This is a genomic window from Streptomyces sp. NPDC058326 (genome assembly GCF_042879855.1).
Taxonomy (GTDB): domain Bacteria; phylum Actinomycetota; class Actinomycetes; order Streptomycetales; family Streptomycetaceae; genus Streptomyces.
Genome location: NZ_JBHVZO010000003.1, coordinates 469624 through 482079 on the forward strand (window position 1 = coordinate 469624; position 12456 = coordinate 482079).

The following is a 12456-nucleotide window of genomic DNA, read 5'->3' on the forward strand; positions in this document are numbered from 1 at the left end:
CGATCAGGATGAACGGAGCAAACCTCTCATATCGGCAGCAACGGACCCGCCCTAGCGGGTGGCGAGCCGCTCCAGCAGGGCGGCGCTCCGGGCCAGCAAGGCCTGCTCCTCATCCGTGAGTTCGGCCTCGATGGCCTGCGCGAGCCACCCCGCCCTGCGCCCCCGCTCCGCTTCGAGCGCGGCCCGGCCCGCCTCCGAGAGCTCGACCAGCGACTTGCGGCCGTCCGTGGGGTGCGCCCGGCGGGTGATCAGGTCCTGGTCCATGAGGAGCCCCACGGCCCGGGCCATCGACTGGGGGCGTACGCGCTGATCGGCGGCGAGGTCGCTGGTGGTCATGGCGCCGTTGCGGTCGAGCGCGCCGAGCACGGCGGCCTGGCCCAGCGGGATGCGGTCCTCGTTCTTGACGCGCCGGAGGAGCTTGCCCATCGCGGTGCGCAGTTCAGCGGCGATGGCGGCGGCTTCCGAGGTGGGCATAGGGCACCTTACCCCCTGGTCGGCGGGGTGTGCACCCAATCTGCACAGCAATGCTGTACAGCAAAACTGCACAGCATTGCTGTACTGTTCGGGTGTCGGGCTCAGCGCCAGCGCTGTCGCAGCCAGGGCACGGCACACGACAACGGGAAGGAACTCCCATGTCCGCACAGGCCGTCGGAATCACCGACGCCACCATCGAGACCGTCACCGCCCGCCGCGTCATCGACAGCCGGGGCAACCCCACGGTCGAGGTCGACGTCGTCCTGACGGACGGATCCCTAGGGCGCGCGGCTGTCCCCTCCGGCGCCTCCACCGGTGCCCGTGAAGCCGTGGAACTGCGCGACGGAGACTCCGCGCGCTGGCACGGCAAGGGCGTCGACCGCGCGGTGGCCCACGTCAACGGGGAGATCGCCGCGTCGGTGCGCGGCCGGGACGCGGCGGACCAGGCGGGTCTCGACTCCGCGCTCGTCGCCCTCGACGGTACGGCCACGAAGTCCCGGCTCGGTGCCAACGCCATCCTCGGCGTCTCCCTCGCCGCCGCCAAGGCCGCCGCGGCGGCCCACCGCCTGCCCCTCTACCGCTACCTCGGCGGCGCCGACGCCCACCTCCTGCCGCTGCCGATGATGAACATCGTCAACGGCGGCGCCCACGCCGACAACCCGCTGGACTTCCAGGAGTTCATGATCGCGCCCGTGGGCGCGGACACCTTCGCCGAGGCCGTCCGCATGGGCAGCGAGGTCTTCCACACCCTGCGCCGCGACCTGCTGGCCGCCGGGCACTCCACGGGCGTCGGCGACGAGGGCGGCTTCGCGCCCGCACTCCGTACCGCCGAGGAGGCGCTCGACTTCGTGATGGCCGCCATCGAGCGCACCGGCTACCGCCCCGGCGCGGACATCGGCCTGGTCATGGATCCGGCGTCGTCGGAGTTCTTCCGCGACGGGGTGTACGACTACGCGGGCGAGGGGGTACGCCGCACCCCCTCCGAGCACGCCGACCACCTGGCCCGGCTCATCGACGCCTACCCGGTCGTCTCCATCGAGGACCCGATGGCGGAGAACGACCTGGACGGCTGGCGCGAGCTGACCGCCCGCGTCGGCGACCGCTGCCAGCTCACCGGCGACGACGTGTTCTGCACGAACGAGACGCTGCTGCGCGAGGGCATCCGCACCGGCGTCGGCAATTCGGTCCTGATCAAGGTCAACCAGATCGGAACCCTGACCGAGGCCCTGACCGCGGTGGCCACGGCCCACGAGGCGGGCTGGACGGCTGTCATGTCACACCGCTCGGGCGAGACGGAGGACACCACCATCGCGGACCTGGCGGTGGCGACCGGCTGCGGCCAGATCAAGACCGGCTCACTGTCCCGCTCCGACCGCACGGCGAAGTACAACCAACTGATCAGAATCGAAGAGGAATTGGGCACCAGGGCCCACTTCGCCGGCCGCTCGGCACTGCACCACGCCTGAACCGGCGACCAAACCAGTCAGGGGCCTGACCCGATTTCTCGAATCAGGCCCCTGACCTGGCCCTACGGCTGCCGGGGCGGCGGGATGCGAACCCACGAACTCTTCGTCCCGAACGAGGTGCGGGGACGGCCGTGACCGAGGAGGTCTACCGGAAGCGGATCCGGCCGCCCGTGATCCAGACCGGTGCCGTGGTCAAGGACGGGATCTTCGGCGGCGATCCGCTGCAACCGAAGAGACGCGGGGAGCAGTAGTCACGCAGAGAGACACGCAAAACAGATCGGGACCAGCTAGTAACGTTACTAGATGGTCCCGATCTGGTACTTCAGCGTCGGGGTGGCGGGATTTGAACCCACGACCTCTTCGTCCCGAACGAAGCGCGCTGCCAAGCTGCGCTACACCCCGATGTCGCTGCTCTGTGGTTCACGTCGCGGCGACATCGATTACTTTAGCCCACGCGCGCGCTGAGACGAAATCCGGTATTCGGGGGGCGCGGCACAGGTCGGACGCTGTCCAGGCCGGTGATCGCGAGGCCCAGGGCGGAGAAGGCGGGCGCCGAGGACGGCGGCGTTGGGCGGGGCGGGCGCGGTGGGAGCACCGTACGCGGTCAGACGCGGGCCGTCAGGGTGAGCAGCGTGACCTCGGGCGGGCAGGCGAAGCGGATCGGCGTGTACCGGTTGGTGCCGCAGCCCGCGGAGACGTGGAGGTACGAGGTCCGGCCGGCGGCCATATGGGTGGAGAGCCCCTTCACGCGGTCGGTGTCCAGGTCGCAGTTGGTGACGAGCGCCCCGTAGAAGGGGACGCACAGCTGGCCGCCGTGGGTGTGCCCGGCGAGGATCAGCTCGTAGCCGTCGGCCGTGAAGGCGTCGAGCGAGCGCAGATAGGGGGCGTGGACGACGCCCATGGTGAAGTCGGCCGTCTCGTCGGGGCCGCCGGCCACCCGCTCGTACCGGTCGCGCTTGATGTGCGGGTCGTCGAGGCCGGTGAACGCGAGGTCCGCCTGCGGCAGCTTGAGCCGGCCCCTGGTGTTGGTGAGGTTGACCCAGCCCGCCGCGTCGAAGGCGTCCCGCATCCCCTCCCAGGGGTTGTGGACGGCGCCGACGACGGGCTTGTTGCCGTTGAGGCCGTGGCGGCCCTGCGCCTTCTCCATCAGGTAGCGGGCGGGGTTGCGCAGCTTCGGCCCGTAGTAGTCGTTGGACCCGAAGACGTACACCCCGGGGAACTCCATCAGCGGGCCGAGCGCGTCGAGGACCTCCGGCACCGCGTCCGGGTCGGAGAGGTTGTCGCCGGTGTTGACGACGAGGTCCGGGCGGAGCCCCGCGAGGGAGTGGAGCCAGGCCCGCTTCTTGCGCTGGCCGCTCACCATGTGGATGTCGGAGACCTGGAGGACCCGTAGGTCGCTCATGCCGGGGGGGAGCACCGGCACCGTCACACGGCGGAGCCGGAACGAGCGGGCCTCGAAGCCGGCCGCGTAGACGATTCCGGCGGCGGCCGTCGCCGTGAGACCTGCCGTGATCTTCAGGGGGATCCCGTACCGTGCGCGCATCCCCCCATCGTCGCAGACCCGTGAGGCGTAAATGCGCGGGCGGGTGGGGCGGACCACCTGACACACTTGGCCCCATGACCACGCTGAAGGCGAAGCTCCAGGCCGACCTCAACGCCGCGATCCGGGAGCGCGACGAACTGCGCTCCTCGACCCTGCGGCTGACCATCACCGCGATCACCAAGGAGGAGGTCGCGGGCAAGACCAAGCGCGAACTCTCCGACGACGAGGTGCAGAAGGTGATCGCCAAGGAGGCGAAGAAGCGCCGCGAGGCCGCGGAAGCCTTCGCCCAGGGCGGCCGTCACGAGTCCGCCGAGCGGGAGAAGGCGGAGGGCGTCCTCCTCGACGCGTACCTGCCGAAGCAGCTCAGCGACGAGGAGCTCGACGGGATCGTCGCGGCGGCCGTCGAGGAGGCGAAGGCGGCGGGCGCCGAGGGGCCGCGTGCCATGGGCGCCGTCATGAAGATCGTGAACCCGAAGGTGGCCGGCCAGGCCGACGGCGGGCGGGTCGCCGCCTCGGTGAGGAAGCTGCTCGCGGGCTGACCGGCGAAGCCGAGGAGAGTACGAGAGAGGGCGCCCCACCAGGTGGGGGGCCCACACGCGTTTGGGTGCGGCACGGGTGTGCGCCGCGGGCCGGGCCGGTACCCCCCCCCAGCATGTCCGGCGGGATGGTGATCCCGGGGAACGGGTTGGCCGGGGGCTTGGTGTCGCCCGGCTTGCCGTCGGCCGGCTTCCCCGGCTTGTTCGGGGCCGCGTCGCCCTCCTTGTCCTTGGGCTTCTCGGCCCTCGGCACGGAGACCATGTTGAAGGTCGGCTTCTCACCGTCCAGCGCGCCCGTCATCGCGATCCGCCAGATCGGGCCCGGGAGGCAGCCACCGCAGACCTTGTCGTAGTAGACGCCGCCGATGGTGATGTCGAACATCTCGTCACGCTTGCCGACGTCGTCGCCGACCCAGACGGCGGTCGACAGGTTCGGCGTGTAGCCGACGAACCAGGCGTCCTTGCGGCCTTCGGTGGTACCGGTCTTGCCCGCGTTGTCCCGGTCGCTCAGGCCGGCCCGGGTACCGGTGCCGTCCTCGACCACGCCCTTCAGCATCTGGTTGATGACGTCGGCGGTGTGCTCGCTCATCGCCCGCGTGCACTTCGTCTGCGGCACGTTCAGCTTGTCGCCGTTGGCGGCCTTGACCGACTCGATCGCGACCGGGGTGCAGTACATGCCGCGGTTGGCGAAGGTCGCGTAGACGGAGGCCATGTCGAGCGGGGTGCTCTCCAGGCTGCCGAGCGTGGCGGACGGGCTCTGCCTGATGGGCTTGCCCAGCTCGCGCTCGTAGCCGACCTTCTTCGCCATCGTCAGCGTCTCGCAGAGGCCGGCCATCTGCTCCAGCTTGGCGAAGTAGGTGTTGATGGACTTGCCGAGGGCGCTCGTCATGTCGTACGCCCCCTTCTCGGACTTGAGCTCGTTCTGGACCGGCCAGTCGAGGTTGCCCGCCGGCCTGCCGTCGCAGCGCGTGAAGTCGCTCTCCCGCATGGTGATCTTCCACGGCGTGTCGAAGGTCTGCGCCGGGCTCAGCCCCTTCTCCAGGGCGGCGGCCGCCGTGATCGGCTTGAAGGTCGAGCCGACCGGGAAGCCGTACGTGGTGCCGCCCATCTTGCTGCCGACGGCGAGGTTGAGCGTTGTCTGGTGCTGCTTCTGGTCCAGGCCGTACGGGCGGGACTGGCTCATCGACAGGATCTTGCCGGTGCCCGGCTGGACCTGGACGACGGCGGTGGCGACCCCGTCGTCCTTGTTGACCTTGGCCACGGCGGCCTCGTTGGTCGCGGCCTGCGCCTTCGGGCTGAGCGTGGTCCTGACGGTGAGGCCGCCCAGGTTCCACAGCTTCTGCCGCTCCTCGGCCGTCTTCCCGAAGACCGGGTCGGAGAGGATCGTCTTGCGGACGTAGTCGCAGAAGAAGCCGGCGCCGTCGACGGCGGTGATGCAGCCGTTCCGCGGGGTCTTGACCTTCAGTTCGAGCGGGGCCGCCTTCGCCCTGTCCGCCTCGGCCTGGCTGATGTCCTTCACGTCGGCCATCCGCTGGAGGACCACGTTGCGGCGCTTGGTGGCTTCCTGGATGTCGTTGATCGGGTCGTAACGGCTCGGCGACTGGACCAGGCCGGCCATCATCGCCGCCTCGCCCAGGCTCAGGTCGGCGGCGTGCTTGGAGAAGTACCGCTGGGAGGCGGCCTCGATGCCGTACGCCTGCTGCCCGAAGAAGGTGATGTTGAGGTAGTTCTCCAGGATCTTCTTCTTGCCCAGCTCCTCCTCGACCTGGATCGCGAACTTCAGCTCGCGGACCTTGCGGCCGATGGTCTGCTGGGTGGCCTGCGCGACCTTCTCGGGGTCGTCACCGGCCTCCTCGACGAAGACGTTCTTCACGTACTGCTGGGTCAGCGTGGACGCGCCCTGCGCGACTCCGCCCTCCTGCGCGTTGCGGTTGATCGCGCGCAGCACGCCCTTGAGGTCGATGGCCCCGTGCTCGTAGAAGCGGCCGTCCTCGATCGCGACGATCGCCTTCTGCATGTACGGGGAGATCTTCTCCAGCGGCACGACCTTCCGGTCCCGCGAGTACACCGTGGCGAGGAGACCACCCTCGGAGTCGAGGATCGTGGTGCGCTGACTCAGCGGTGGGGTCTTCAGGTTGGAGGGGATCTCGTCGAACCCTTCGACCGTGCCCTTCGCGGCCAGCCCGAGTGCCCCGGCCGCGGGCAGGGCGATCCCTGCCAGCACGGCTCCCGCGAGCACACTGACACCAAGGAACTTGGCGGCCTGCTGGGTCCCGGTCAGACCACCGCCCGAGCGCTTCTTTGCCATGGGGGCAGCCTACGTTCTCATTCACCGGACACACGTATATGCCTTGGCCTAAGCTGCTCCCAACTGTCACAGCAGTGCGGTCTGGCATCAAGACCCGGGTGTGACATCGACATGAATTCCCCTGACCCCGAAACAGGGGAACCTCGTGTCCGTTTCCGGCTCATGCGTCACACGGTGCCCCGATGTGGGACCGTCGAGGAAGGGCGTATCCAGGCGATATGTCCGCTATCACACGCATGTCCTTCGATCACTCCCCTGGGTGATCTGACGCGCACGCATAGTCCGTTCGGGCCATCCAAGATTGGGCCCGAAGGGGGTGTTGCGCTGTGCCCACCTTCCGTAACGTCCCAACTGGCAGCGGTGAATATGCCGCTGCCGCCGTGGGGGAGCCTCGATTCGGGAGAGGACGGCGCCGGTATGGGCTGGGTAGCTGACTGGAGTGCGCAGGCGGCCTGCCGCACTACCGATCCGGATGAACTTTTCGTGCAGGGAGCGGCACAGAACAGGGCAAAGGCGGTGTGCACCGGATGCCCGGTGCGGACCGAGTGCCTCGCCGACGCCCTCGACAACCGCGTGGAGTTCGGTGTGTGGGGCGGCATGACGGAGCGCGAGCGCCGTGCTCTGCTGCGCCGCAGGCCGACCGTCACCTCGTGGCGCCGGCTGCTTGAGACCGCGCGCACGGAGTACGAGCGGGGAGCGGGCCTGCTGCCCGTGGCGATGGAGGACGACGCGACGTACGAGGCGTACGCCGCGGTCGGCTAGGAACTGTCCTGTCCGTCGGACCGGGACCAGGGTCGAACAGACCCCGGAGTCCCGGAGTGTGTCCGACGCGTCGTGGACGGGCTCGGGAGCCTCGGTCAGGCCGAAGGTCTCCGACCGGCCGTGAGCCGGTCACCGATGGCCCGCAGCCCGGCGAGGTCGTGCACATCGCCGGGCAGGGCCGCCACTTCGGTCACCGCCACCTCGGGGTGGAGTGCCGTGAAGCGGTCACGCGTGCGCTGCTCACGCGCGAGCACCCGCATGCGCTCGGCATGCAGGCGCAGAAGTCCCGCGGTGAGATGTCGTACGTCCACGTCGGTTTCCTGTGCCGGATCGGCTGTGGGGGCAGCCTCGGGTACGGGAGTTGCGGCGGCGGTGGCGAGGTCGAACGGCTCGTGCTCCGTGGCCGGGGAGCCACTGCGATCAGCTTTCCCGCCCCCCTGATCCACAATGCGCCCCTCCTCAAGATTTTCCGCGGCGGCCCGCGCCCGCTCGGCCGAAAGGCGGGCGGCACCACTGCCGTGGACCCGGTTGAGGACGAGACCGGCCAGTGGCATCTCCTCGGCGGCCAGCCGCTCCACGAAGTACGCGGCCTCGCGCAGCGCGTCCCGCTCCGGCGTGGCCACCACGAGGAAGGCCGTGCCCGGGGCCTGGAGCAGCTTGTACGTGGCGTCGGCGCGGGTGCGGAAGCCGCCGAACATCGTGTCCATCGCCGCGACGAACGTCTGGACGTCCTTGAGGAACTGACCCCCGAGCAGCTTGCCCAGGGTCCCCGTCATCATCGACATGCCGACGTTGAGGAACTTCATCCCGGCCCGGCCGCCGACCTTCGCCGGCGCCATGAGCAGCTTGATGAACTTCCCGTCGAGGAACGACCCGAGCCGCTTCGGCGCGTCAAGGAAGTCCAGTGCGGACCGGGACGGCGGGGTGTCCACGACGATCAGGTCCCACTCGTCGCGGGCGCGGAGCTGACCCAGCTTCTCCATCGCCATGTACTCCTGCGTACCGGCGAATCCGGCGGACAGGGACTGGTAGAAGGGGTTCTCCAGGATCGCCCGCGCCCGGTCGGGCTCCGCGTGCGCCTCGACGATCTCGTCGAAGGTCCGCTTCATGTCGAGCATCATGGCGTGCAGTTCACCGCCGTCCGAGCCCTTGATGCCGTCGACCTTCCGCGGGGTGTTGTCGAGGGAGTCGATCCCCATCGACTGGGCGAGGCGGCGGGCCGGGTCGATGGTGAGGACCACGACCCGCCGGCCGCGCTCCGCCGCCCGTACGCCGAGGGCCGCGGCCGTCGTCGTCTTGCCGACCCCGCCGGCGCCGCAGCAGACGATGATGCGGGTGCCCCGGTCGTCGATCAGCGGATCGAGCTCGAGGACGGGCACGGCGTCCAGCCCGGGGGCGGGCACGGCGTCGAGCCCGGGGGCGGGCACGGGGGCGGGCACGGCGTCAGGCCCGTGCGAGACGGGGGCCGAGTCGGTTCCCCGGACCGGAATCGCTTCGGAGTCCACGACCGGAGCCGGGTCGGTCTCCAGGACCGGAATCGCTTCGGCGTCCACGACCGGAACGGTGTCGAGACCGCCCTCGGTGGGGCCGGCTGCCTTCTCCGTCACGCGCCCACCCCTTGCCTCCGCAGTTCCTTCGCCAGCCGGTAGAGCCCCGCGATGTCCGCCCCGTCCCCCAGGAAGGGGAGCTCGTACGACGGGACGCCGATGCCGTCCAGGACCGCGCGCTGCGCCCGCTCCAGCTCCACCCGCCGGGCGTGCTCGGCCGCCTGGTCGAGCAGCGGCTCGACCAGCGTCGTGCCGCCCGTGACGCCGGCGGAGGCCAGCGCCCCGGCGATCGCCTCCCGGTGGTCGCCGGAGGCGGCCCGTACCGCCGCCTTGTCGAGGACGTGCGGCCGGACCATGTTCACCACGACGCGGCCCACGGGCAGTTCGGCGCCCCGGAGCTCCGCGACGCCGTCCGCCGTCTCCTGGACCGGCATCTCCTCCAGGAGGGTCACCAGATGCACCGCCGTCTCCGGGGACTTGAGAACCCGCATGACGGCCTGCGCCTGGTTGTATATCGGACCGATCCTCGCCAGGCCCGCCACCTCGTCGTTGACGTTGAGGAAGCGGGTGATGCGGCCGGTGGGAGGCGCGTCCATGACCACGTGGTCGTACGTGTGGCCGCCGTGCTTCTCGCGCCGCCGGACCGCCTCACAGGCCTTGCCGGTCAGCAGGACGTCCCGTACGCCCGGCGCTATCGTCGTCGCGAAGTCGATCGCGCCGAGCTTCTTCAGGGCCCGCCCCGCCCCGCCCAGTTTGTAGAACATCTGGAGGTAGTCGAGGAGCGCGCGCTCGGCGTCGATCGCCAGCGCGTACACCTCCCCGCCGCCGGGCGCGACGGCGATCTTGCGCTCCTCGTACGGAAGGGCTTCCGTCTCGAAGAGCTGTGCGATGCCCTGTCTGCCTTCGACCTCGACGAGGAGGGTGCGCTTGCCCTCCGTCGCGAGGGCGAGGGCGAGGGCGGCGGCGACCGTCGTCTTACCGGTACCGCCCTTGCCGCTGACGACCTGGAGCCTGCTCACGTTGTCGAGCCTAACCACTGGCGGCGATACCCAATCAGGTGGCCGCCCCGGAGAAGCTCCCTAGGGGACGCTTCGGGGGCCGCCTCGAAGGGCAGCCGCGCGGCAGCGGATACAGTCGGGCCCATGACCAAGTGGGAGTACGTCACGGTGCCGCTTCTGGTGCACGCGACCAAGCAGATTCTGGACACCTGGGGCGAGGACGGCTGGGAGCTCGTCCAGGTCGTGCCCGGGCCGAACAACCCCGAGCAGCTCGTGGCCTACCTGAAGCGGGCCAAGTCGTGAGCGGGGCCGTCGAGGCGAAGCTCGCCGAGCTGGGCCTGACCCTGCCGGCGGTCGTGCCGCCGCTGGCCGCCTACCAGCCGGCCGTGCAGTCCGGTGTGTACGTCTACACCTCGGGCCAGCTCCCGATGGTGGACGGCAAGCTCCAGCTGACCGGCAAGGTCGGCGGCGAGGTCACCGCCGAGGAGGCCAAGCAGCTCGCGGCCACCTGCGCGCTGAACGCGCTCGCGGCCGTGAAGTCGGTCGCCGGTGACCTGGACCGGATCAAGCGGGTCGTGAAGGTCGTCGGCTTCGTCGCCTCCGCCCCCGACTTCACCGGGCAGCCGGGCGTCATCAACGGCGCCAGCGAGCTGCTCGGCGCCGTCCTCGGCGACAAGGGCGTGCACGCGCGCAGCGCCGTCGGTGTGGCCGTGCTGCCGCTCGACGCCCCGGTCGAGGTCGAGGTCCAGGTGGAACTGGCCGACGCCTGACCGCCTGCCGTACGTCCGTACGCGACGCAGAGCCGGTTCCCTCCGCGCGAGGGGATCGGCTCTCGTGCATTCCGGTGCTTGCGCATAGCATCCGGCCATGTCGAATGGTCAGCCGAAGCAGGCGAGTGGTCAGCCGGACAAGGCGAGCGGTCAGTCCGGGCAGCCGAGTCCGTCGGAGCCTTCGGAGTCGTCGCAGCAGCCGAGTCCGTCGGCCTCGTCCGAGCAGCCGAGTCCGTCGGAGCCGTCGGGGCGGCCCGAGCCGTCCGGCGGGCCGAGGCGGGCGAACGGGCAGTGGTACCCGGCCGAGTGGCCCGACCGTATCCGCGCCCTCGCCGCCGGCGAACTCACCCCGGTGACCCCCCGGCGCGCCGCGACCGTCCTGCTCCTGCGCGACGGGGCCGCTGGACCCGACGTCCACATGCTGCGCCGCCGCACCTCCATGGCCTTCGCGGGCGGCGCGTACGCCTACCCCGGCGGCGGTGTCGACCCCCGCGACGAGCAGCCCGTGCGCTGGGCGGGGCCCTCCCGTGAGGCCTGGGCGGCCCGGCTCGGCCTCGACGACCCCGCGCAGGCCCAGGCCGTGGTCTGCGCCGCCGTGCGCGAGACGTACGAGGAGGCGGGCGTTCTGCTCGCAGGGGAGACCGGGGAGGGCGTCGTCGGCGACACGACCGGCGAGGAGTGGGAGCGGGACCGGGAGGCGCTCGTCGCCCGCGAGCTGTCCTTCGCCGACTTCCTGGACCGGCGGGGGCTCGTGCTCCGCTCCGATCTGCTCGGCGCGTGGGCCCGCTGGATCACGCCGGAATTCGAACAGCGCCGCTACGACACCTGGTTCTTCGTTGCCGCCCTTCCGGCTGGGCAGCGCACCCGGAACGCCTCCACGGAGGCCGACCGGACCGTCTGGATCCGACCGGCGGAGGCCGCCGCCGGCTACGACCGGGGCGAGCTGACGATGATGCCGCCGACGATCTCCACCCTGCGTGCCCTGGAGCGGTACGGCACGGCGGCCGAGGCGCTCGCGGGCGCCTCGGAGCAGGATCTGACCCCGGTGCTCGCGCGGGCGCGTCTGGAGGGCGACGAGCTGGTCCTGAGCTGGCCGGGCCACGAGGAGTTCACCAAGATCATCCCGGTGGGTGGCGAACGATGAGCGACGCCGCCGCCCTGCCCGGCCAGCCGCGCGGAGTCGTGGTCTCCGGTCCCGCGACCGCCCGCGCCGTGAACGTCCTCGCGCCGAACCCGTCCGCGATGACCCTCGACGGCACCAACACCTGGCTCCTCTCCGAGCCCGGATCCGATCTCGCCGTGGTCGTCGACCCCGGTCCGCTCGACGACACCCATCTGCGCGACGTGATCGCGACCGCCGAGAAGCTCGGCAAGCGGATCGCGCTCACCCTGCTGACCCACGGCCACCCGGACCACGCGGAGGGCGCGGGCCGCTTCGCCGAACTGACAGGGACGGCCGTACGGGCCCTCGACCCGGCGCTGCGGCTCGGCGACGAGGGGCTCGGCGCGGGGGACGTGGTGACGGTCGGCGGTCTGGAGCTGCGGGTCGTCCCGACGCCCGGCCACACGTCGGACTCGCTCTCCTTCCACCTGCCCGCCGACCGGGCGGTGCTCACGGGGGACACGATCCTGGGGCGCGGGACGACGATGGTGGCCCATCCGGACGGGCGGCTCGGTGACTACCTGGACTCGCTGCGGCGGCTCCGCTCGCTCACCGTCGACGACGGGGTCCACACGGTGCTTCCGGGGCACGGGCCGGTCCTGGAGGACGCACAGGGGGCCGTGGAGTTCTATCTCGCGCACCGGGCGAGCCGGCTCGCCCAGGTCGAGACGGCGGTGGAGAACGGTCACCGGACGGCGGCGGAGGTCGTCGCCCATGTGTACGCGGATGTGGACCGCTCGCTGTGGCCGGCGGCCGAGCTGTCCGTACGGGCCCAGCTGGAGTACCTGCGAGAGCGCGGCCTGGCGTAGGGGGTGTGGCGGGCCCGGGCGGGACGGTCCAGGCCCGGGTAGGACGGCCCGGGCCTGGGCCCTGGGACGTCACGATCCTGT

General features: G+C 70.9%; 12 protein-coding genes and 1 tRNA gene. 7 read left to right on the top strand and 6 right to left on the bottom strand.

Annotated elements, in window-relative coordinates; translation table 11 throughout:
- Window positions 1–51 precede the first annotated feature (51 nt).
- Window positions 52–474 carry a MarR family winged helix-turn-helix transcriptional regulator gene (locus ACFVYX_RS07830; RefSeq protein WP_389680448.1) on the bottom strand — a complete coding sequence of 141 codons (423 nt, stop codon included), beginning with the start codon at window positions 472–474 and terminating at the stop codon, window positions 52–54.
- Between the two features lie 158 nt (window positions 475–632).
- On the opposite strand from ACFVYX_RS07830, the gene eno reads away from it, so the two are divergent.
- A complete protein-coding gene (gene eno / locus ACFVYX_RS07835) occupies window positions 633–1940 on the top strand; it encodes a phosphopyruvate hydratase (protein ID WP_389680449.1) in 1308 nt (435 codons plus the stop codon).
- A gap of 328 nt (window positions 1941–2268) precedes the next feature.
- Here the strand turns inward: eno and ACFVYX_RS07840 are convergent.
- Both ACFVYX_RS07840 and ACFVYX_RS07845 read right to left on the bottom strand, forming a co-directional pair.
- Window positions 2269–2342, bottom strand: a tRNA-Pro gene (locus ACFVYX_RS07840).
- Between the two features lie 202 nt (window positions 2343–2544).
- Entirely contained in the window at window positions 2545–3483 is a 939-nt protein-coding gene (locus tag ACFVYX_RS07845; RefSeq protein WP_389680450.1) for a metallophosphoesterase, read from the bottom strand.
- Between the two features lie 74 nt (window positions 3484–3557).
- Between ACFVYX_RS07845 and ACFVYX_RS07850 the strand changes: the two genes are divergently transcribed.
- Window positions 3558–4022 carry a GatB/YqeY domain-containing protein gene (locus tag ACFVYX_RS07850; protein WP_389680451.1) on the top strand — a complete coding sequence of 155 codons (465 nt, stop codon included), beginning with the start codon at window positions 3558–3560 and terminating at the stop codon, window positions 4020–4022.
- On the opposite strand, the gene ACFVYX_RS07855 is transcribed toward ACFVYX_RS07850, so the two are convergent.
- Window positions 3937–6327 carry a transglycosylase domain-containing protein gene (locus tag ACFVYX_RS07855; protein ID WP_389680452.1) on the bottom strand — a complete coding sequence of 797 codons (2391 nt, stop codon included), beginning with the start codon at window positions 6325–6327 and terminating at the stop codon, window positions 3937–3939. The genes ACFVYX_RS07850 and ACFVYX_RS07855 overlap by 86 nt on opposite strands.
- A 417-nt stretch (window positions 6328–6744) precedes the next feature.
- On the opposite strand from ACFVYX_RS07855, the gene ACFVYX_RS07860 reads away from it, so the two are divergent.
- Window positions 6745–7089, top strand: a complete 345-nt coding sequence (locus tag ACFVYX_RS07860; RefSeq protein WP_026058363.1) for a WhiB family transcriptional regulator — start codon at window positions 6745–6747, stop codon at window positions 7087–7089.
- Window positions 7090–7184: 95 nt separating this feature from the next.
- Here ACFVYX_RS07860 and ACFVYX_RS07865 read toward each other — a convergent pair whose 3' ends face one another.
- The gene (locus ACFVYX_RS07865; protein ID WP_389680609.1) at window positions 7185–8516 is read right to left on the bottom strand and encodes an ArsA family ATPase; all 1332 of its coding nucleotides are present in this window, start codon (window positions 8514–8516) and stop codon (window positions 7185–7187) included.
- A 176-nt stretch (window positions 8517–8692) separates the two neighbouring features.
- On the bottom strand, window positions 8693–9655 hold the full coding sequence (locus tag ACFVYX_RS07870; protein WP_389680453.1) for an ArsA family ATPase: 963 nt from the start codon (window positions 9653–9655) through the stop codon (window positions 8693–8695).
- 123 nt (window positions 9656–9778) lie between these two features.
- Here ACFVYX_RS07870 and ACFVYX_RS07875 point away from each other — a divergent pair, with 123 nt between their 5' ends.
- The 4 genes from ACFVYX_RS07875 (at window position 9779) to ACFVYX_RS07890 (ending at window position 12375) form a co-directional block, all read left to right on the top strand.
- On the top strand, window positions 9779–9937 hold the full coding sequence (locus ACFVYX_RS07875; RefSeq protein WP_015034547.1) for a DUF4177 domain-containing protein: 159 nt from the start codon (window positions 9779–9781) through the stop codon (window positions 9935–9937).
- Window positions 9934–10404: a RidA family protein gene (locus ACFVYX_RS07880; RefSeq protein ID WP_389680454.1), complete on the top strand. Its 471-nt coding sequence runs from the start codon at window positions 9934–9936 to the stop codon at window positions 10402–10404. The genes ACFVYX_RS07875 and ACFVYX_RS07880 overlap by 4 nt, the downstream gene beginning before the upstream one ends.
- Before the next feature lie 97 nt (window positions 10405–10501).
- Entirely contained in the window at window positions 10502–11548 is a 1047-nt protein-coding gene (locus ACFVYX_RS07885; RefSeq protein ID WP_389680455.1) for an NUDIX hydrolase, read from the top strand.
- Window positions 11545–12375, top strand: coding sequence for an MBL fold metallo-hydrolase (locus tag ACFVYX_RS07890; protein ID WP_389680456.1), 831 nt, complete (start codon window positions 11545–11547; stop codon window positions 12373–12375). Before ACFVYX_RS07885 ends, ACFVYX_RS07890 begins: the two co-directional genes overlap by 4 nt.
- Window positions 12376–12456: the final 81 nt, after the last annotated feature.

What these genes read in the sequence shown, in the direction of transcription:
- ACFVYX_RS07830 (WP_389680448.1), bottom strand. Translation starts at nt 474, where the DNA reads ATGCCCACCTCGGAAGCCGCCGCCATCGCCGCTGAACTGCGCACCGCG.
- eno (WP_389680449.1), top strand. Translation starts at nt 633, where the DNA reads ATGTCCGCACAGGCCGTCGGAATCACCGACGCCACCATCGAGACCGTC.
- ACFVYX_RS07845 (WP_389680450.1), bottom strand. Translation starts at nt 3,483, where the DNA reads ATGCGCGCACGGTACGGGATCCCCCTGAAGATCACGGCAGGTCTCACG.
- ACFVYX_RS07850 (WP_389680451.1), top strand. Translation starts at nt 3,558, where the DNA reads ATGACCACGCTGAAGGCGAAGCTCCAGGCCGACCTCAACGCCGCGATC.
- ACFVYX_RS07855 (WP_389680452.1), bottom strand. Translation starts at nt 6,327, where the DNA reads ATGGCAAAGAAGCGCTCGGGCGGTGGTCTGACCGGGACCCAGCAGGCC.
- ACFVYX_RS07860 (WP_026058363.1), top strand. Translation starts at nt 6,745, where the DNA reads ATGGGCTGGGTAGCTGACTGGAGTGCGCAGGCGGCCTGCCGCACTACC.
- ACFVYX_RS07875 (WP_015034547.1), top strand. Translation starts at nt 9,779, where the DNA reads ATGACCAAGTGGGAGTACGTCACGGTGCCGCTTCTGGTGCACGCGACC.
- ACFVYX_RS07885 (WP_389680455.1), top strand. Translation starts at nt 10,502, where the DNA reads ATGTCGAATGGTCAGCCGAAGCAGGCGAGTGGTCAGCCGGACAAGGCG.
- ACFVYX_RS07890 (WP_389680456.1), top strand. Translation starts at nt 11,545, where the DNA reads ATGAGCGACGCCGCCGCCCTGCCCGGCCAGCCGCGCGGAGTCGTGGTC.